Source organism: Acinetobacter sp. TYF_19, from assembly GCF_043105125.1.
Lineage (GTDB): Bacteria > Pseudomonadota > Gammaproteobacteria > Pseudomonadales > Moraxellaceae > Acinetobacter > Acinetobacter johnsonii.
Map to the genome: position 1 here is coordinate 72,296 of NZ_JBICLH010000061.1, position 17,750 is coordinate 90,045.

14 protein-coding genes are annotated in these 17,750 nt (G+C 41.5%); 7 read left to right on the top strand and 7 right to left on the bottom strand.

Annotated elements, in window-relative coordinates; translation table 11 throughout:
• Positions 1 to 729 carry an ABC transporter ATP-binding protein gene (locus ACF8FD_RS08075; protein WP_234303879.1) on the bottom strand — a complete coding sequence of 243 codons (729 nt, stop codon included), beginning with the start codon at positions 727 to 729 and terminating at the stop codon, positions 1 to 3.
• Between the two features lie 11 nt (positions 730 to 740).
• Here ACF8FD_RS08075 and ACF8FD_RS08080 point away from each other — a divergent pair, with 11 nt between their 5' ends.
• Positions 741 to 1,382, top strand: coding sequence for an arylesterase (locus tag ACF8FD_RS08080; RefSeq protein WP_234303880.1), 642 nt, complete (start codon positions 741 to 743; stop codon positions 1,380 to 1,382).
• Between the two features lie 30 nt (positions 1,383 to 1,412).
• Here the strand turns inward: ACF8FD_RS08080 and ACF8FD_RS08085 are convergent, their stop codons facing one another.
• A complete protein-coding gene (locus tag ACF8FD_RS08085) occupies positions 1,413 to 2,027 on the bottom strand; it encodes a carbonic anhydrase (protein ID WP_004981036.1) in 615 nt (204 codons plus the stop codon).
• A 310-nt stretch (positions 2,028 to 2,337) separates the two neighbouring features.
• Between ACF8FD_RS08085 and ACF8FD_RS08090 the strand changes: the two genes are divergently transcribed.
• The gene (locus ACF8FD_RS08090; protein WP_062034416.1) at positions 2,338 to 3,369 is read left to right on the top strand and encodes an alpha/beta fold hydrolase; all 1,032 of its coding nucleotides are present in this window, start codon (positions 2,338 to 2,340) and stop codon (positions 3,367 to 3,369) included.
• Between the two features lie 15 nt (positions 3,370 to 3,384).
• Positions 3,385 to 4,386: a hypothetical protein gene (locus ACF8FD_RS08095; RefSeq protein WP_234303881.1), complete on the top strand. Its 1,002-nt coding sequence runs from the start codon at positions 3,385 to 3,387 to the stop codon at positions 4,384 to 4,386.
• Between the two features lie 54 nt (positions 4,387 to 4,440).
• Here the strand turns inward: ACF8FD_RS08095 and ACF8FD_RS08100 are convergent, their stop codons facing one another.
• Together ACF8FD_RS08100 and nfuA are read right to left on the bottom strand one after the other, a co-directional pair.
• The gene (locus ACF8FD_RS08100) at positions 4,441 to 6,501 is read right to left on the bottom strand and encodes a TonB-dependent receptor domain-containing protein (RefSeq protein WP_234303882.1); all 2,061 of its coding nucleotides are present in this window, start codon (positions 6,499 to 6,501) and stop codon (positions 4,441 to 4,443) included.
• A gap of 174 nt (positions 6,502 to 6,675) precedes the next feature.
• Positions 6,676 to 7,314 carry a Fe-S biogenesis protein NfuA gene (gene nfuA, locus ACF8FD_RS08105; RefSeq protein ID WP_004981041.1) on the bottom strand — a complete coding sequence of 213 codons (639 nt, stop codon included), beginning with the start codon at positions 7,312 to 7,314 and terminating at the stop codon, positions 6,676 to 6,678.
• A 160-nt stretch (positions 7,315 to 7,474) separates the two neighbouring features.
• Between nfuA and ACF8FD_RS08110 the strand changes: the two genes are divergently transcribed.
• The 3 genes from ACF8FD_RS08110 to ACF8FD_RS08120 all read left to right on the top strand — a co-directional run bounded on the left by ACF8FD_RS08110 (position 7,475) and on the right by ACF8FD_RS08120 (position 10,081).
• Positions 7,475 to 8,092 carry a rhomboid family intramembrane serine protease gene (locus ACF8FD_RS08110; protein ID WP_234305107.1) on the top strand — a complete coding sequence of 206 codons (618 nt, stop codon included), beginning with the start codon at positions 7,475 to 7,477 and terminating at the stop codon, positions 8,090 to 8,092.
• Between the two features lie 129 nt (positions 8,093 to 8,221).
• Positions 8,222 to 8,389 (top strand): hypothetical protein, encoded by a 168-nt coding sequence (locus tag ACF8FD_RS08115; protein WP_004694400.1) that lies wholly within the window; start codon positions 8,222 to 8,224, stop codon positions 8,387 to 8,389.
• A gap of 144 nt (positions 8,390 to 8,533) precedes the next feature.
• Positions 8,534 to 10,081 carry a hypothetical protein gene (locus ACF8FD_RS08120; protein WP_234303883.1) on the top strand — a complete coding sequence of 516 codons (1,548 nt, stop codon included), beginning with the start codon at positions 8,534 to 8,536 and terminating at the stop codon, positions 10,079 to 10,081.
• Positions 10,082 to 10,170: 89 nt separating this feature from the next.
• Here the strand turns inward: ACF8FD_RS08120 and ACF8FD_RS08125 are convergent, their stop codons facing one another.
• Entirely contained in the window at positions 10,171 to 11,790 is a 1,620-nt protein-coding gene (locus ACF8FD_RS08125; protein ID WP_005399885.1) for an inorganic phosphate transporter, read from the bottom strand.
• 426 nt (positions 11,791 to 12,216) lie between these two features.
• On the opposite strand from ACF8FD_RS08125, the gene metH reads away from it, so the two are divergent.
• Positions 12,217 to 15,903 (top strand): methionine synthase, encoded by a 3,687-nt coding sequence (gene metH / locus ACF8FD_RS08130; protein ID WP_234303884.1) that lies wholly within the window; start codon positions 12,217 to 12,219, stop codon positions 15,901 to 15,903.
• Positions 15,904 to 15,952: 49 nt separating this feature from the next.
• Here metH and ACF8FD_RS08135 read toward each other — a convergent pair whose 3' ends face one another.
• Together ACF8FD_RS08135 and ACF8FD_RS08140 are read right to left on the bottom strand one after the other, a co-directional pair.
• On the bottom strand, positions 15,953 to 16,096 hold the full coding sequence (locus ACF8FD_RS08135; RefSeq protein ID WP_234303885.1) for a 3'-5' exonuclease: 144 nt from the start codon (positions 16,094 to 16,096) through the stop codon (positions 15,953 to 15,955).
• Between the two features lie 344 nt (positions 16,097 to 16,440).
• Positions 16,441 to 17,661 carry an MFS transporter gene (locus ACF8FD_RS08140; protein WP_234303886.1) on the bottom strand — a complete coding sequence of 407 codons (1,221 nt, stop codon included), beginning with the start codon at positions 17,659 to 17,661 and terminating at the stop codon, positions 16,441 to 16,443.
• Positions 17,662 to 17,750: the final 89 nt, after the last annotated feature.

Here is a 17,750-nt window from a genome sequence, read left to right on the forward strand (position 1 = left end):
TCATCCTCCCGTTCGAGGATGTTCGATCAACTGCCCATCGAGTAATTCAAAATGTCGTTGGCACTGCTCCGCAAGCGTATGATCGTGGGTTACTAAAATCAGGGTCGTACCCAACTCACGGTTCAATTGAAACAATAGTTGCTCAATTTCTCGCGCAGTTTGACTGTCTAAGTTTCCTGTTGGTTCATCGGCAAAGATAATTTTTGGCTCAGCAATCAGCGCACGGGCAATTGCAACGCGCTGCTGCTCCCCACCTGAAAGTACCTTCGGTGTTTGAGTGGCCTGTCGCTCTAATCCAACTTTTTGCAACAAACTCAAAGCACGTTGCTCCGCTTCAGCGAAGTTAAATGATGCATGAAGCCGTAATGGTAGCATCACATTTTCAACAGCAGTCAGGTGTGGTAGCAGTTGAAAGGACTGAAACACAAAGCCAATATGCTTTAAACGCACCTGTGCACGCTGTTCTTCATTGAGCTTGGCAATACTTTCACCACAAACGATGAGCTCACCACCGCTAGCCTGATCTAAAGTCGCCAAAATACCCAGTAAGGTAGATTTTCCTGAACCTGAACGTCCTGTAATTGCGACTTGTTCACCTGCTAATATGCTCAGACTCAAATCTGAGAAAATGGTCAGTTCTTTTTGCGGAAGTTTAATCTTATGTGTCAGTTGCTGGGCAGAAATAATCACTTGTGGCATGATGCTTACATCACTATGAACTTGGGTCATAACATCCCTATATGCAAATATTCGTGCAAAATCGCAAATTTAAAAAACGTATCAGTTCATACTTGGTTTTGCTTGCACTGTGCCTAAGCCCCACTTGGGTTTTTGCAAAAACCGTGATGGTTTTAGGAGATAGCATTAGTGCAGGTTATGGCATAGAACCACAGCAAGCATGGGTAAATTTACTGCAAAAACGGTTAGACCAACAGTATCCGAAACAACACAAAGTGGTCAATGCCAGTGTGAGTGGTGAAACCACCAGTGGCGCTTTGGCTCGTTTACCCAAACTGTTACAAACGCATAAGCCAAATGTGGTAGTGATTGAGCTTGGCGGGAATGATGGACTGCGGGGCCAGCCACCTCAGATGATTCAAAAAAATTTAGTGCAACTGATTCAGCAGAGTCAAAAAGCCAATGCCACCGTGGTTGTCTTGGGAATGAAAATGCCACCAAACTATGGCACAGCCTATAGCAAGGCATTTGAAAATAATTACAAAGTGGTCAGTCAACAATACAAAGTTAAATTGCTGCCCTTCTTTTTGGAAGGTGTAGCGGGAAATAAAAGCTTGATGCAAAAAGATTTAGTCCACCCAAACGCCAAAGCACAGTCTATTTTATTAAATTTAGCTTATCCCTATATAAAAGGCGCTTTATAAAGCGCCTTTTATTCTGATCATATCCGCTGATCAGAAGTCAAAAAAAACCACTTCACCACTTTCAAGTGAGTACTCAGCGCCAACCACTTGTAACTTGCCTTTGGCAATCAAGCTTTCAAGCACAGCTGAGCCATGACGTAACTGATTTACAGAGGCAAATACATTTGAACGTACTGCGTGTTTAGACAGTTTGCATAAATCATGTTTCAGTTCAGTTTGCATCAAGGTTTCAACCGAAGGACGGACACGGTTTACAATCGACATCAAGTTTGCAGATGGTGGGCTATCTGGGTTCATCAGGGTGTCAATGGTGGCTTGAATCGCACCGCAATGGCTATGACCAAGTACCACAACTACTGCACAGTCATAACGCTCAGCCGCAAATTCAACACTGCCAACTTGCGAAGGTGCAACCACATTTCCTGCAACACGAATAACAAACAGATCACCCAAACCTTGGTCAAAGACCATTTCTGCAGGCACACGAGAATCGGAACATCCGAGTACAATGGCAAATGGATTTTGGTCTTCCGCCATCTCTGCTCGTGCTTGGTGAGACAATTGCTTATGGTGGGTTGTCTCACCCGCTACAAAACGTTGGTTACCTTGTTTTAGACGGCTTAAAGCTTCTTGAGCTGTTAGCATTCCCTTTCCCACTCGGTTGTTATTAAGTTGGACTAGTTTAATCCCAGCGAAATTGATTGTCACTTGCAAAAAACATAGCGACTTCTTTTTTTGCTTAATTTTAAATTTGCATTTTATCTCAAACAAATCGTTATGCAGTTCACACTTTATCCAAATGCAGTATATCCTTTCAAATAAATAATTAATGACATTTGCATGAAAGCTATTAGAATCAAACAGACCTGTAAATAAACATAAAAACCATTCAAAATCAGAGCATTTTTATCTTATTCGGTCAGTTTTTTCATTCATCTCCGTTTAAGGATGAACCATGATGATGCGCTCAAAATCCGTCTTGAAACAAAGTTTAAAGGCCGGTCTATTCGCCTTAGCTTTGTCATTTCCTTTCGCCAGCCATGCGGTCGAAAATACCATCATCAAAGACAAACTCAGTTTACAAAGCTACCTTCTACAAGAACGCGTCACCGCCGGCTTAAAAACCAAAACACTTAAAGTGGATGATATCGTTTGGAGCTATAACGAAGGCGGTGCCGTTGATAAGCCAACGATTTTGCTGATTCATGGTTTTGCTGGAAATCGAGACAATTGGAACCGTGTAGCACAGTTTCTAACGCCTTATTACCACGTGGTTATCCCTGACCTTCCAACCAACGGCGACACCAAAGTCCCAGATGATTTTGATCTCTCTATGCCAAATGTCACAGAGCGACTCCGTCGTTTTGTTGAAGCTATTCATATACAAGATAAGCTGAATGTTGCAGGACATTCCATTGGTGGTTCAATTGCAACTCTATATGCCGCACAATACCCTTTTGACACGCAAAGTTTGTTTTTATTGAACAGTGCGGGCATTTATAAAAACGCCAACACCAACTATGCCAAAGACCCTCAATATTTAAAGCACTTGATTGTGAGCAAGCCGGGCGATTTGGATGATGTGATGCAACGTGTCATGCAAACCCCAATCAAAATGCCCTATTATTTAAAACGCGCCCAAGAAAAACAGTTAATTACTCAGGCTGAAAAAAACAGTAAAGTGATTGATCAATTGGTGACCTTGAACCGAATTTATACCACAGACTCCTTTGCTCGAGTGACCCGAAATATTGAAGCACCCACCCTCATTTTGTGGGGTAAGCAGGACAAAATTATCAATGTCGAAGTGGCGAATGAGCTCAAATCCTTATTGAAACGTGCTGAAGCTCCTGTCATCCTTAACAATGTTGGTCATATGCCACTTTTGGAGGCAGAACAAGCAGTTGCACAGCACTACCTGCCTTTTCTTGCAAAAACACAAAAGTTAAAAAATCCATTGGCTGATAAACTGATTCCACTAAATTAATTTTGTTGAGTACGTATGCAGAAACACCCGATGATTGAGCAACTCATTGAAGCTCATCTTAATTTTTTAGATCATGAGTTTTCGCAAGCAAGTACCGTACAAAATGAATTCATCCTATTTTATCACTGGTTTAGAAAACAAACTTTGCAGCAACTGTGGAGCTTTGAAGACATCAATGCGCTTTTGCAAAAACAAATCCTAGCCACACCTGCGACCGAGCATCTAATTTCACAAATTGCAGAGCACATCAAGTTTGCTTTAATTCATCCCATCAATGAATCAACAAAAATTGCCGATGTGATTCCTGTACTTACCATCGACAAAATTGCGCAGTATGTCGCGAGTAAAAGTGGGCACCGTCAACGCCTGATTAAAACTGTGGTAAATAACCCAGCTTTTTCAGCCATGATTACCCAGCTGATTCAACACTCGATTCAAGACTATTTGAACAACTCTGTGATGACTAAACGTGTGCCGGGTGTTTCTAGTTTTATGAAAATGGGCAAGTCCGTACTGGAAACCGTCACAGACTCAAACCTAAATGACACTATTGGGCATTATTTACAAAAGAACATCTTAAAACTCAGTCAAATGAGTGAACAAGTGTTAAATCAAAACTTTAATGATGAAAAGCTATATCACTTTCAAGCCAACCTCTGGCACAAAATCAAAGATATGCCTTTATCAGTTTTGAAAAATTATATTGAAGTACAGGACTTGCCTCAAACTGTCACTATGGGGCACGAAATTTGGGAGCATATGCGTCAAACAGACTATCTGCAGCAACAGGTGCATGATGGTGTTTACGCTTGGTACATTCGCAACCAAGAACGTCCTTTTGATTTACTACTACGCGACTTAAATATCGACGAAGCTTTAATTCAAAATGAACTTCAAAATTTGTTGAATCCTATTATTCAAGAGCTCATCCGATCACATTACTTACGTGATCGAGCACGCTATTATTTAGAACAGTTTTATTATTCTGACCAAGCACAAGCGATTTTAAAGCTTTAAAGAGACAGACCCGTTACTTGAACGGGTCTTTTTATTTAAGCCAATTTCTATAAATTAAAAGCTTGCAGAGAAACTTACGCCATAACGACGCCCGTCTAGAACTTGTTCACCATCAGCATTCTCTGCAGTTTCATCTAACACATTATAAACACCAAATTTACCTTTCAAGTTTGGTGCAAATTTATAGTTGAAACCAACATCGAGGAAGTTATATCCAGGAATTGGGTCAGACATACTTGAGCGACCTAAATACGGTGTAGTTTCTCCGCGCACATGTAATCGGCTCCAAATATTCAAAGCATCGGTTAAGTCATGATCTACTGTTACATTAAATACATGTTCAGGCATGCCATTTAAAGGCTGCCCTTTAAATTGACCTGATTTAATTTCTGTATCTGTGAACGTATAATTTGCAGTTAAGGTTGTATATTCAGCTAATTTGGCATCAAATGTCACCTCTACACCACGTAACTCAGCTTTACCAATGTTTTCACGTGTGCTGATAAATGCAAATGGAATACCGTTTTCAGAACATTTCCACGTTGAAACATCATTACGGTTGTAGTCAGCATTACCCGTTGAATCACATTCACGAATTTCTTCAATTCGATCTTTAAACTGAGTTAAATAACCTGTAATAGAGGTATTAACGTAATCATTGTTCCAGTAAAAACCTAATTCTGAAGTAACAGTTGATTCTGGTTCTAGGTCTGGATTTGCTTTAATAATTCCTCGACCCGTTGTTGTTGGAGAACCACTTCCTCCTGTCACACTATAGAAGCCGTCCGTCACAGAACGAATATCTGGTTGTTTATAACCTGTAGAAACCCCACCCTTCACGGTAAATTGGTCAGTAAAGTTATAAACACCATAAATTCGCGGAGAAATATTACCTTGATATAGTTCATCATGGTCATAACGGGTCCCAAGCGTTAAATTAAAACGATCGGTTAAACTCCATGTATCTTCTAAGAATGCAGCTGCTGACCAGCGTGTCAATTCATCAAACTCTGGAACCAACGGATTTCGGTTTGTTGCTCGATCCAACAAACTTTCATCTTTATAATACCCACCAAAAGCCAGTGTATGATTACCTAACAACCAATTCCACTGTGTATTTGCAGTCCATGTTTCTAAATCAATTCCCTTCGTTCCCACGACTGTATTTTCACGATCTGGGTTTTTAGAATTTTCATATTGAATATAAGATTTACTATCCAAATTATCGGTATATCGCCCATTATGCGTTAAGGCATAAACACTACGTATATTTCGACTTGCAGAGTCAGTACCTGTTACCGCAACCGTTTTACCTGCCGTAGCCTCAGACTCTTGCGTGAAGAAATTTGCCTCTACAGCTAAGTCGTGTTGATCATTAAGCACATAAGTTAAACGTGAATTTAAACTTTCCGTTGTATGGCCTGTAAAACCACCTAAATAAGAGTCTTCTTTTCTCTCTAAACGATTTAGACCTAACTGCAAGCCAACTTTATCTTGAATAATCGGCCCTGCTAAATAAACAGAACCATTACGAATGTCTCCAGAATTATTTTTATCCTGAATAGTTGTGCCTAACTCAACATTTCCAGTCCAAACATCCGTCACTTTTTTAGTAATAATATTAATTACACCACCCATTGCATCAGAACCATACAATGTAGATGCTGGACCACGGATAATTTCAATTCGCTCAATGGATGCAACTGGAGGAAGAATATTTTTCTCCATACCGTAGTCATCGCCATTTGGGTTAACGTCTTTAGAATATTGACGCTTTCCATCGACTAAGAACAAGGTGTAATTCGAAGACATTCCTCGAATACTAACTGTTTGACTTGCATTTTCACCCGTAATAACAACACCCGGAACACTTCTCAAAACATCTGTAATATCGTTATATTCACGTTTATCTAATTCTTCACGGCTAATCACAGTAATTGATGCTGGTGCTTTTGAAACATCCTGCTCATAACCCGTTGCCGATACAACAATCGTCTGTAATTGTGTTGCTTCTTTCTCTTTTGTTGTTTCTACAACGTCATTTGCCATCGCAAATGAACTCATTGCACCTACAACCGCTAAAGCTAAAGTTGATCTCGTCAGATTTTTACCCATAACGCATACACCCAAATACAAAAAAAGGAGAGATTGTGTAAATTTCGTAGGGCATTTTAACAAATGATAAACATATTGCAATTAATATTAATAATTATTCTCAGTTATATTTTAGCTTTAGATAAAATATAACCCCCTAATTTAAGGAGGTTATTTGGTAAAATGGTTTAAAAATTATTTGAAGTACGCGCCTTCTGCCTGCGTATGATCCGTCTGGTCGATAACACGACGTAACTCAGGAATGTGTTGTTGCAGAGTCGTTTCAACACCTTGTTTCAAGGTGACATCAATTGCTGAGCAACCTTGGCAACCACCACCAAATTTCAATACAGCCGTTAAACCATGCTCTTCATCTTCAACAACTTCAACCAATGCACAGTTACCGCCATGACCAGCTAGACCTGGGTTAATTTCAGACTGAAGAATATACGTAATACGCTCTTCAATTGATGCATCAGGACCGACGCGTGGTACTTTCGAGTTTGGTGCACGGAAAGTTAACTGCCCACCAAAACGATCTTTGTTGTAGTCAATCACCGCATCTAATAAATATGGAATAGACGGTGTGTCGATATATGCAGGAAAGTCTGGATAATCTTGACGATAATCAGTTGGGATCACTTCTTCAGGCGCACTATATGCCATACAACATTCAGCACGTGGTGTACCCGGATTTTCAACAAATACACGTACAGCAATGCCCGGTGTATTTTGTTTTTCTAATAAATCACGTAAATACTCTTGTGCAGTCGGAGTAATCAATAAGTTTGGAATTTCCTCTGCAACTGCAGTGCTGCTGTTCTCAGTCGACATAACAATCATTTCCTCAAGCTGAAGTTGCTATTTTAACTGAAGATGCGGGGTAATTAAAAAAAATCAACCAAAATTGTCGGATTTATTGTGAAAGTTCATCTTTTCGCTCAATTTAATGGCATTATGACCACAAGATAGTTATATGCAGAACATCTCAGAAATGTTGGATTTACCTTTTAATCATACAGTTACGATCATTATTATTACGGTGATTATTTCTATGGTGGCATTTTCAAATCAGAACGTGATGAACCGACTGATTTTCTGGCCTCCTGCGATGCAACGTGGACAATACGATCGTTTTATTACCCATGGCTTTATTCATGCCGATGGTATGCATCTCCTGTTCAATATGTTCACCCTGTTTTTCTTTGGTAGCATCATTGAAAGTTTTTACCGTCAATACTTCTATGAGTTAGGTTTTGTTTTGTTTTATTTGGGTGGCTTAATTTTTGCCATTTTACCAAGTTATTTAAAACATAAGAATGATGTGCGCTGGGCAAGCCTTGGTGCTTCTGGTGCGGTCTCTGCGGTATTGTTCGCTTATGTGTTGTTTGAACCTTGGAAGCTGATTTTTGTGTTTTTTATTCCCGTACCTGCGATTATTTTTGCAGTGTTGTACGTGGCATATAGCATCTGGTCAGGTAAAAAAGGCAACTCCAACATCAATCATAGCGCCCATCTTTGGGGAGCTGCTTATGGGGTCATCATGACCTTAATTTTAGAGCCGCGTCTTATTCCACACTTTATGAACAAATTAACCCAGTTACCTATTTAAAACTAAACCCCTAGATTGCAAATGGATTGCATTCATACGCATATAAGCTCAGTAACATTTTTTCACAGCAACGGGTGGTCCTAATTTTTACAATGAACATCAGGACCACAATAAACCAAGGAAATTGCGATGAAAATAATGTCTATATTTGCAGCCTTGATGATCAGCCTCAGTTTTACAGCCTGTGCGGTACACACCCCTGAAGGGAGTATCATCGTCGATCCTGATCGTTCTTATTATCCTCATGGCCAAGGCGATTTCTGCCCACCCGGACAGGCCAAAAAAGGTCGCTGCTAAACTCAAAAGCCTTCTATTCAGAAGGCTTTTTTATTACATATATTTTTACATAAATTTGGCATGAAATGCCAAGCAGGAATTTGATTTGGCATAGATAATGTTTACAACTGTATATAAATAGCAAATGCCAGTGAGATTTCTTGCATGTCCAATCCCTTAGATGGTCTTCAATTTCCAATTTACTCGAAAACAAAAAAAGTTAGTACCTCACGCACAGGGAAAGAGATTATTGCAGAGGCCTTAGCCAATGTTGATCATCAAACCTCTGTGGCCGCACTTACAGAAAAAAACTGGCGTAAACTCTATCCATGCTATTTTAAATCCTTAGTTGAATTTGGGATTCGCAATCAAATTGCACCGATTCAAATTGCGCAAGATGGGCTCAACAAAGCACAGAATGTGTTTGAGTTTTATCGCGATGGCCAAAAGCATCTCCTCAAAGATGTAATGTCACTTAAAACGACACCGCTACACACCATCAAACTCAAAGGTGAAAGTGATGCTGCACCTGAGTGGTCAGTGCCTTATAAAGGCCAACAACTCAAAGGAGGTGCTTTACTTGCACAAATCCAAACGTGGTTAGATGCAGGTGTGATTGAACCCAGTCATGCTGAAGCACTGATTGCCTGTGTGGAACATCCTGAATGGTTTGATTTATCTGACCGCACTATGGTTTTGTTCGGTGCGACATCTGAAGCTGGTCCACTCACATGGTTAGCCCAATGGAAAGCCAATATTGTGGCGGTTGATTTACCCAATAGCCGTGTATGGGGCAAAATTTTAGACACCATTCAACACGGCAATGCCACGTTATATGCCCCATCTGTTGAAGCATTGAGTGCAGAAACACCTATCGCTGTTTTAAAAGAAAAACTCGGCGCGAACTTACTGACACAAGTGCCTGAAATTGCAGAATGGTTGGTACAAAACCCACATCAGTTAGATTTGGCAGCGATTGCGTATTTGGATGGTGAAAAGCATGTCCGTGTTTCTGTTGCAATGGATGCGATCATGCAATATGTCAGTGCACAAAAAGCAGATACCAGTTTGATGTATATGTGTACACCTACCGATGTCTATGCAGTTCCAGAGGAAGTCATTACAGCGTCTGAGCAAAAGTTCAGTGGTCGCTCTAAAACGCAGCAAATGATCAGTAAAAGTATTTCAACCCTCAGCGGACAACTATTTTTTAAGAAAAACCTACATGACCTCGTCGAGTCGGATAATGACAAGTCTTATGGCATCACCGACTGTTTAGTGATTGAACAAGGGCCGAACTATGCGTTAGCTAAACGTATTCAACAGTGGCGTGCAACGCTTGCTCGATCAGAAGGTCAGCGTGTCAGCATCAATATTGCACCATCAACCACTACGCATTCTGTCACTAAAAATCCACTGCTCAAAGCCGCATTTAATGGAGCGAGCTTGTTTGATGTTGAAGCCTTTAAACCTGAAACTACCAATGCCATCATGGCGGCTTTATGGATCCATGACCTGCGCAATCCTGAGTCTGTAGCCAATCCAGAGAACAAACTTGAACATCCTCTAGAGCTGATGATGCATGGTGCCAATCACGGTGGCTTATGGCGTGTCGCTTATTTAGCACGTACCGCACTCCCCTTTGCGGCACTTTATGGTTTTGCCGCAGACAAGCTACCACTCAACAAAGTATTTGCTTTACTCAAAAAATAAGACCTTGAATACCCGCTTCAATAAAATACTGAGCTAAAAAAACGCTACCTTGGGTAGCGTTTTTTTATCATTGGTTTTTACACATCGGATTAAACGAACTGTAGGAACAACCAGAACAAACCACCTGATAAACAGATCGTCGCTGGCAAGGTAAAGATCCAAGCCGAAAGAATGGTTCTCACTGTTGCAAAGTTCAGACCTGACTTATTCGCCACCATGGTCCCTGCTACCGCAGAGTTTAATACGTGTGTGGTCGATACGGGCATACCAAAGCCATCCGCGGCTGCAATCGTGGTCATCGCTACCAATTCTGCTGACATGCCTTGACCATAAGTCATATGGTTTTTACCAATACGCTCCCCCACAGTCACGACAATACGCTTCCAACCGACCATCGTACCTAGACCTAAAGCCAATGCCACAGCCACTTTCACCCATGTTGGGATGTACTGTAAGAATGAATCTAAGTTACTACGATATTCTTTTACTGTCTTTTTGCCCGCTTCAGACATCGCCGGCAATTGATCCGCTTTATCCAAACGTTTGAATGCTGTCGTGCTTAAGTACATGTCATTACGTAGTGCAGAAACTTCAGCTTCAGGAATATCTTTAAGATCTCCATAATGACCAACACGCTCACCCAAATGATCTGTCAAACTGGCTAAAGCAGGTACGACTTCTGGGGTCATTTCTTTGGTTTGAATATATTGCGTGATCACCGTACGGGCTTTTTCATCTGCAATATCGTTATGATTCGGATAAATCACAGCCGCAGTTTGATCTGAAAGTTGAGCAAATGACTGAATATGCTGTGAATCTAAATTCTTATTTAAAGAATAAGCCAAAGGCACGATACCAATCAAAATCAGCATGATTAGACCCATACCTTTTTGACCGTCATTTGAACCGTGCGCAAAACTCACACCTGTGCAAGTAAAAATCAAAATGGCACGAATCAGTGGCGGTGGTGGTTTGTTGCCTTCAGGTGGTTGGAACAGTTCCAGTTGTTTCTTAAAGATTTTTTTCACCAATAAGAACAACACTGCTGCAAAAGCAAAACCGATCATGGGTGAAAACAGTAAAGCTTTACCGACTTTAATCACCTGATCCATATCGACACCCGAAGCACCACTGCCTGAATGCATCAGGTAGTTCATGATGCCCACACCCAAGATCGAACCGATCAAAGTGTGCGAACTTGATGCTGGAATACCCAAGAACCATGTGCCCAAGTTCCACAAAATCGCAGCAATCAACATGGCAAACACCATGGCAAAACCTGCACCTGAGCTGACATTCATAATCAACTCAACAGGCAAAAGCGCAATAATACCGTAAGCCACTGCACCACTTGCGACCATAACCCCAAGGAAGTTACAGAAACCAGCCCACATCACCGCAACAGGTGCAGACAGTGCATTGGTATAAATGACCGTTGCAACCGCATTGGCAGTGTCGTGGAAGCCATTTACAAACTCAAAACCCAAAGCAATGAACAACGCCGTCGCTAAAAGAATTAAAGAGTAAAGATTCAGTGCAGGAACATGCGATAAGTCAGCAGAAAGCTGAAAGCCAATATAAATTAGCGTTGAAATAATGACCGTTAAAAACACCGGCATAAAAAATTTCGGTGTAGGTACGTGCACATTCGTCGACTTGACCTGTGTTACGTGCACCTGATCTTGGACGGGAGGAATATTAGAATTCATGCAGACGGCTAAAGAGGATATCAATATCCCCTATTGTTCAATTTAATTGTGACAATTATATGACAAATGCGTGTCACATGAAGCCAATTTTTTCATAATTGGCTTATTTTAGATCAGCAGTAAATCGCTTATAAGCCTTGAACGCACTGTGCTGGCTCAAAATTTAACTTTTCAGTGCGGATTACGCTGAATTATTTTCTTACATTTGGCTGTGCTGTCTGTAACAATCTGCTCCAATCAATATTTTTCATCTCTATTTCTTCTGATCTATTAACATAGCGGGTCTATATTTCACTTTCGTGAAAACTAAAGCTAAATCAGCCTTTTTTATTTGCCATATAGCCAATACCACTTGAATTAGGCATCAATCGATCTGCTTTTCTGCTAAAATATTGCACGTTTTGAAAACCTGTTTGTGAGTTTTGAATGTCTACACTTGCCACCTTAAAAGCACTTCTTGCCGAGCGCATCCTTATTATCGATGGCGCAATGGGCACCATGATTCAGCGTCACAAGCTCGAAGAAGAAGATTATCGTGGTGAACGCTTTGTAGATTGGGCTTCTGACCTCAAAGGCAACAATGACCTTTTGGTACTGACACAGCCGCAAATTATTCAAGGCATTCATGAAGCTTACCTCGATGCAGGTGCAGACATTATTGAAACCAACAGCTTCAATGGCACACGTGTTTCAATGTCAGACTATCACATGGAAGACCTTGTTCCCGAGATTAACCGTGAAGCAGCTCGTCTAGCACGTGCGGCATGTGACAAATATTCAACCCCAGACAAACCTCGCTTTGTTGCTGGTGTACTTGGTCCGACTTCACGTACTTGTTCAATTTCACCCAATGTAAATGACCCTGCCTTCCGTAACATTACCTTTGATGAACTGAAAGAAAACTATATAGAAGCTACGCATGCCTTGATCGAGGGCGGTGCAGACATTCTCTTGATTGAAACCGTGTTCGATACCTTAAACTGTAAAGCCGCAATCTTTGCGGTGAAAGAAGTGTTCAAACAACTTGGTCGTGAACTTCCCCTCATGATCTCGGGCACCATTACCGATGCATCAGGTCGTACCTTAACAGGTCAAACTGCGGAAGCGTTCTGGAACTCGGTGCGTCATGGTGACTTACTCTCAATTGGTTTTAACTGTGCCTTGGGTGCAGATGCCATGCGCCCGCATGTAAAAACCATTGCTGATGTTGCAGATACCTTTGTTTCTGCCCATCCAAACGCAGGTTTACCGAATGCCTTTGGTGAATATGATGAAACGCCAGAGCAAACCGCAGCCTTCTTAAAAGAATTTGCAGAAAGTGGTTTGATTAACATTACGGGTGGTTGTTGTGGTACCACACCAGACCATATTCGTGCGATTTACAATGCAGTAAAAGACATTAAACCACGTCAGGTGCCTGAAACGGTTCCTGCGTGCCGTTTAAGTGGTTTAGAACCATTTAATATTACTAAAGACTCACTGTTTGTGAACGTCGGTGAACGTACCAACGTCACAGGTTCGAAAAAGTTCCTACGTTTAATCCGTGAAGAAAACTTTGCTGAAGCTTTAGATGTTGCCCAGCAACAGGTTGAAGCTGGTGCACAGATCATTGACATTAACATGGATGAAGGCATGCTCGATTCGCAAAATGCGATGGTGCATTTCCTCAACCTAGTTGCATCTGAGCCAGATATTTCACGTGTGCCGATCATGATTGACTCATCAAAATGGGAAATCATTGAAGCTGGTTTGAAATGCGTACAAGGTAAACCTGTGGTGAACTCGATTTCCTTAAAAGAAGGTTATGACGAGTTTGTCGAAAAAGCCCGTTTATGCCGACAATATGGTGCAGCGGTTATTGTCATGGCATTTGATGAAACAGGTCAGGCAGATACGGCTGCACGTAAACGTGAAATCTGTAAACGTTCTTATGATGTTCTAGTCAATGAAGTGGGCTTCCCTGCTGAAGATATTATTTTTGACCCGAACGTATTTGCTGTAGCAACGGGTATCGAAGAACACAATAACTATGGCGTCGACTTTATTGAAGCCACAGGTTGGATCAAGCAAAACCTACCGCATGCCATGATTTCTGGTGGTGTATCGAACGTTTCGTTCTCTTTCCGTGGTAACGAGCCTGTGCGTGAAGCGATTCACTCGGTATTCCTTTACCATGCCATCAAACAAGGCATGACCATGGGGATTGTGAACGCAGGTCAAATGGCGATTTATGATGACATCCCACAAGAGCTCAAAGATGCGGTTGAAGATGTTGTCCTGAACCAGAACCAAGGTGAATCTGGTCAAAATGCTACAGAAAAATTACTCGAAGTTGCTGAAAAATTCCGTGGTCATAGCGGTGCGCAACGTGAAGCAGAAAACCTTGAATGGCGCAATGAGTCTGTAGAAAAACGTCTTGAATATGCCTTAGTTAAAGGCATCACGACGTATATTGATGAAGATACTGAAGAAGCTCGCCTGAAAGCCAAACGTCCTTTAGATGTCATTGAAGGCGCTTTGATGGATGGTATGAACGTGGTCGGTGACTTGTTCGGTTCAGGCAAAATGTTCTTACCGCAAGTGGTGAAATCGGCACGCGTGATGAAACAAGCCGTCGCTTGGTTGAACCCGTACATTGAAGCTGAAAAAGGCAATGCACAATCCAAAGGTCGTGTGTTAATGGCAACGGTAAAAGGCGATGTACATGATATTGGTAAGAATATCGTGGGCGTGGTCTTGGGTTGTAATGGTTATGACATCGTTGACTTGGGTGTCATGGTGCCGTGTGAAAAAATCTTGCAAACGGCAATTGATGAGAAATGTGACATCATTGGTTTATCGGGTTTGATTACCCCATCTTTAGATGAAATGGTGTTTGTTGCCAAAGAAATGCAACGTAAAGGCTTCAACATTCCATTGTTGATTGGTGGTGCGACCACCTCTAAAGCGCATACCGCAGTCAAAATTGACCCGCAATATTCCAATGATGCAGTGATTTATGTTGCCGATGCGTCGCGTGCGGTAGGTGTAGCAACCACTCTGCTTTCGAAAGAAATGCGTGGCAACTTTATTGCAGAACAGCGTGCTGAATATGCCAAAATTCGTGAGCGTTTAGCCAACAAGCAACCGAAAGCTGCGAAGTTGAGCTATGCCGAATCGGTTGAAAATGGCTTTAAGATTGATGACAACTATGTGCCACCAAAGCCAAATGCTTTGGGTACCCAAGTCATCACCAACTATCCATTGGCAACGCTGGTTGAATATTTTGACTGGACCCCATTCTTTATTTCTTGGAGCTTGGCGGGTAAATTCCCGAAAATCTTAGAAGATGAAGTGGTGGGGGAAGCAGCGACTGATTTGTACAATCAAGCGCAAATCATGTTGAAAGACATCATTGAGAATAATCGTTTCGATGCACGTGCAGTGTTTGGTTTATACCCTGCACAACGTACAGGTGCAGATAGCGTGAGTGTGTTTGATGAAGCAGGTCAAACCGTTACTCATACTTTTGAGCACCTACGTCAGCAGTCAGATAAAGTCACAGGCAAACCAAACTTGTCATTGGCGGACTACATTAAGCCGTCAACGACTCAGCAAGATTATTTGGGCGGCTTCACTGTATCGATTTTCGGTGCGGAAGAGTTGGCAAACGAATATAAAGCCAAAGGTGATGACTACTCTGCGATTTTAGTGCAGTCATTGGCAGACCGTTTTGCTGAAGCTTTTGCCGAGCACTTACACGAGCGTATTCGTAAAGAGTTCTGGGGCTATAAAGCTGATGAAACGCTGAACAATGAAGAGCTGATTAAAGAGAAATATGTCGGTATCCGTCCTGCGCCAGGCTACCCTGCTTGCCCTGAACATTCTGAAAAAGCAGCATTGTTCGACTGGTTAGGTTCTGAAGCGAAGATTGGTACCAAGTTGACTGAACACTTTGCGATGATGCCGCCTTCTTCTGTCAGTGGTTTCTATTACTCACACCCTGAAAGTGAATACTTTAACGTGGGCAAGATTTCTCAAGATCAGCTTGAGGATTATGCAAAACGTAAAGGTTGGACTTTGGATGTAGCGAAGCGTTGGTTAGCACCGAATTTAGATGATTCGATTGCTTAAGTAGAAAAATTCAGCAGCTTTTTTTTAAATTAAAAGCTGCTGTTTTATTTTAATTAATTACAAATATCCGCTTTTTTGCTCGGGTAAAAGCAACATAAAAATTATTTTCTTCTATTTTTTGTCTATAAAAAAAATCATTTTTATCAATTATAACATTATCAAATTCTAACCCTTTTGAAGAGTGGATTGTCATAGTAACATGTTTATTTACATTAGGCTTTGTTGCATAAATATGTAAGCATCTGATTTAAATAAATTTAATTTTGGATCAAAAAATAATCAAAACTTTTAAAATCATATAGTTATGAAATCTTTGTGCAACAAAGCCCTCCAAAACTAAAGCGCGTAAACAGTCTGAATATCCGACTTCTTTTATCATGGCTGAACCCTATTTATTTCTCTTTTAAGGAAATGAAACGAACTCATGCAAGAAACCTCTTAAGCATGTTATTGAAACCTATGCAAAAGCAAAAAACGCGCTATCTTCCTTATCTCATAAGATAGCGCGTCTGAACGTAAAGTTCTGCTGTAATCGGTTTAGTTTGCTTGCGTCTTCGGTAAAAAGAAGGTTACTAAACCAAGTAACGGCAATAACGAACACACGCCAAACACCCATTCAATGCCTTTGACGTCAGCCAAATATCCTAAACCTGCTGCGGCAATACCACTTACACCAAACATTAAACCAAACATCAAACCTGCAATCATGCCAACCCGTCCAGGAACGGCTTCTTGTGCATAGACCACCATGGCTGCAAAGGCAGAGGACAGTACTAAACCCGTTATAATCGAAAGTACAGTCGTCCAAAATAAATTGGCATGTGGCATCATCAATGCAAACGGCGCCATACCAACAAAAGACAGCCAAATCACTGCTTTACGCCCAATTCTGTCTCCAATCGGCCCACCTGCAAATGTACCCAGAGCCACCGCTGCCAAAAAGGCAAACAAATGTAACTGGGCGTTTTGTAAACTGAGCTGAAACTTGTGCATTAAATAAAAAGTAAAGTAATTACTAATACTGGCAATATAGGTAAATTTGGCAAACATCAACACACAGATGGTCGAGAGTGCAATCACCAACTGACGTCCACGCAATTTGCTTTGCACCTGTTGTGCCTTGGCAGCCAATTGTTTTTTACTGTGGTTGATGCTCCAACGGCTGACACCGAACAGCACCCAAATCGCCAGTAAGGCAAATACAATCAACCATGCCACGGCGTGCTGTCCGAAAGGCACAATAATCAGCGCGGCCAATAAAGGCCCAATCGCTGTACCTGTATTGCCACCGACCTGAAAGGTCGATTGTGCTGTACCAAAGCGTCCACCCGAAGCCATACGTGCTACACGTGAGGCTTCAGGGTGAAAGGTCGAAGACCCTACACCAATTAATGCCGAGGCCATGAGCAGTACAATAAAATTCGGTGAAAAGGCCAACAGTAAAATGCCACTAAAAGTCACCACCATACCGAGTGGGAGCAGATAAGGTTTCGGATGTTTATCGGTATAGAGTCCAATCCAAGGTTGCAGTAGCGATGCCGTAATTTGATACACCAATGAAATCAGTCCGACTTGTGCAAAGCTGAGCGAGAAATTGGTTTTCAGCATCGGGTAAATGGCTGGCAAAACAGCTTGAATCAAGTCATTGAGCAGATGTGCAATAGCCACAGCCCCCACCACTTTTATGATCATGCCTTGCGGCTGCTCATTGATCGTAGCTTCGCCCATACCCTCTTTTATTTGAATTGAAGACGACATACCTCGCAAACTCCATGTATTTTTCATCAGGCATTGATTGTAAAATGTCATTCATAAGACTATCTTCCAATAATCATTGTATAACTGAC

Coding starts and splice junctions, on each gene's coding strand:
- ACF8FD_RS08075 (WP_234303879.1), bottom strand. CDS start 729: ATGACCCAAGTTCATAGTGATGTAAGCATCATGCCACAAGTGATTATT.
- ACF8FD_RS08080 (WP_234303880.1), top strand. CDS start 741: ATGCAAATATTCGTGCAAAATCGCAAATTTAAAAAACGTATCAGTTCA.
- ACF8FD_RS08085 (WP_004981036.1), bottom strand. CDS start 2,027: ATGCTAACAGCTCAAGAAGCTTTAAGCCGTCTAAAACAAGGTAACCAA.
- ACF8FD_RS08090 (WP_062034416.1), top strand. CDS start 2,338: ATGATGATGCGCTCAAAATCCGTCTTGAAACAAAGTTTAAAGGCCGGT.
- ACF8FD_RS08095 (WP_234303881.1), top strand. CDS start 3,385: ATGCAGAAACACCCGATGATTGAGCAACTCATTGAAGCTCATCTTAAT.
- ACF8FD_RS08100 (WP_234303882.1), bottom strand. CDS start 6,501: ATGGGTAAAAATCTGACGAGATCAACTTTAGCTTTAGCGGTTGTAGGT.
- nfuA (WP_004981041.1), bottom strand. CDS start 7,314: ATGTCGACTGAGAACAGCAGCACTGCAGTTGCAGAGGAAATTCCAAAC.
- ACF8FD_RS08110 (WP_234305107.1), top strand. CDS start 7,475: ATGTTGGATTTACCTTTTAATCATACAGTTACGATCATTATTATTACG.
- ACF8FD_RS08115 (WP_004694400.1), top strand. CDS start 8,222: ATGAAAATAATGTCTATATTTGCAGCCTTGATGATCAGCCTCAGTTTT.
- ACF8FD_RS08120 (WP_234303883.1), top strand. CDS start 8,534: ATGTCCAATCCCTTAGATGGTCTTCAATTTCCAATTTACTCGAAAACA.
- ACF8FD_RS08125 (WP_005399885.1), bottom strand. CDS start 11,790: ATGAATTCTAATATTCCTCCCGTCCAAGATCAGGTGCACGTAACACAG.
- metH (WP_234303884.1), top strand. CDS start 12,217: ATGTCTACACTTGCCACCTTAAAAGCACTTCTTGCCGAGCGCATCCTT.
- ACF8FD_RS08135 (WP_234303885.1), bottom strand. CDS start 16,096: ATGACAATCCACTCTTCAAAAGGGTTAGAATTTGATAATGTTATAATT.
- ACF8FD_RS08140 (WP_234303886.1), bottom strand. CDS start 17,661: ATGTCGTCTTCAATTCAAATAAAAGAGGGTATGGGCGAAGCTACGATC.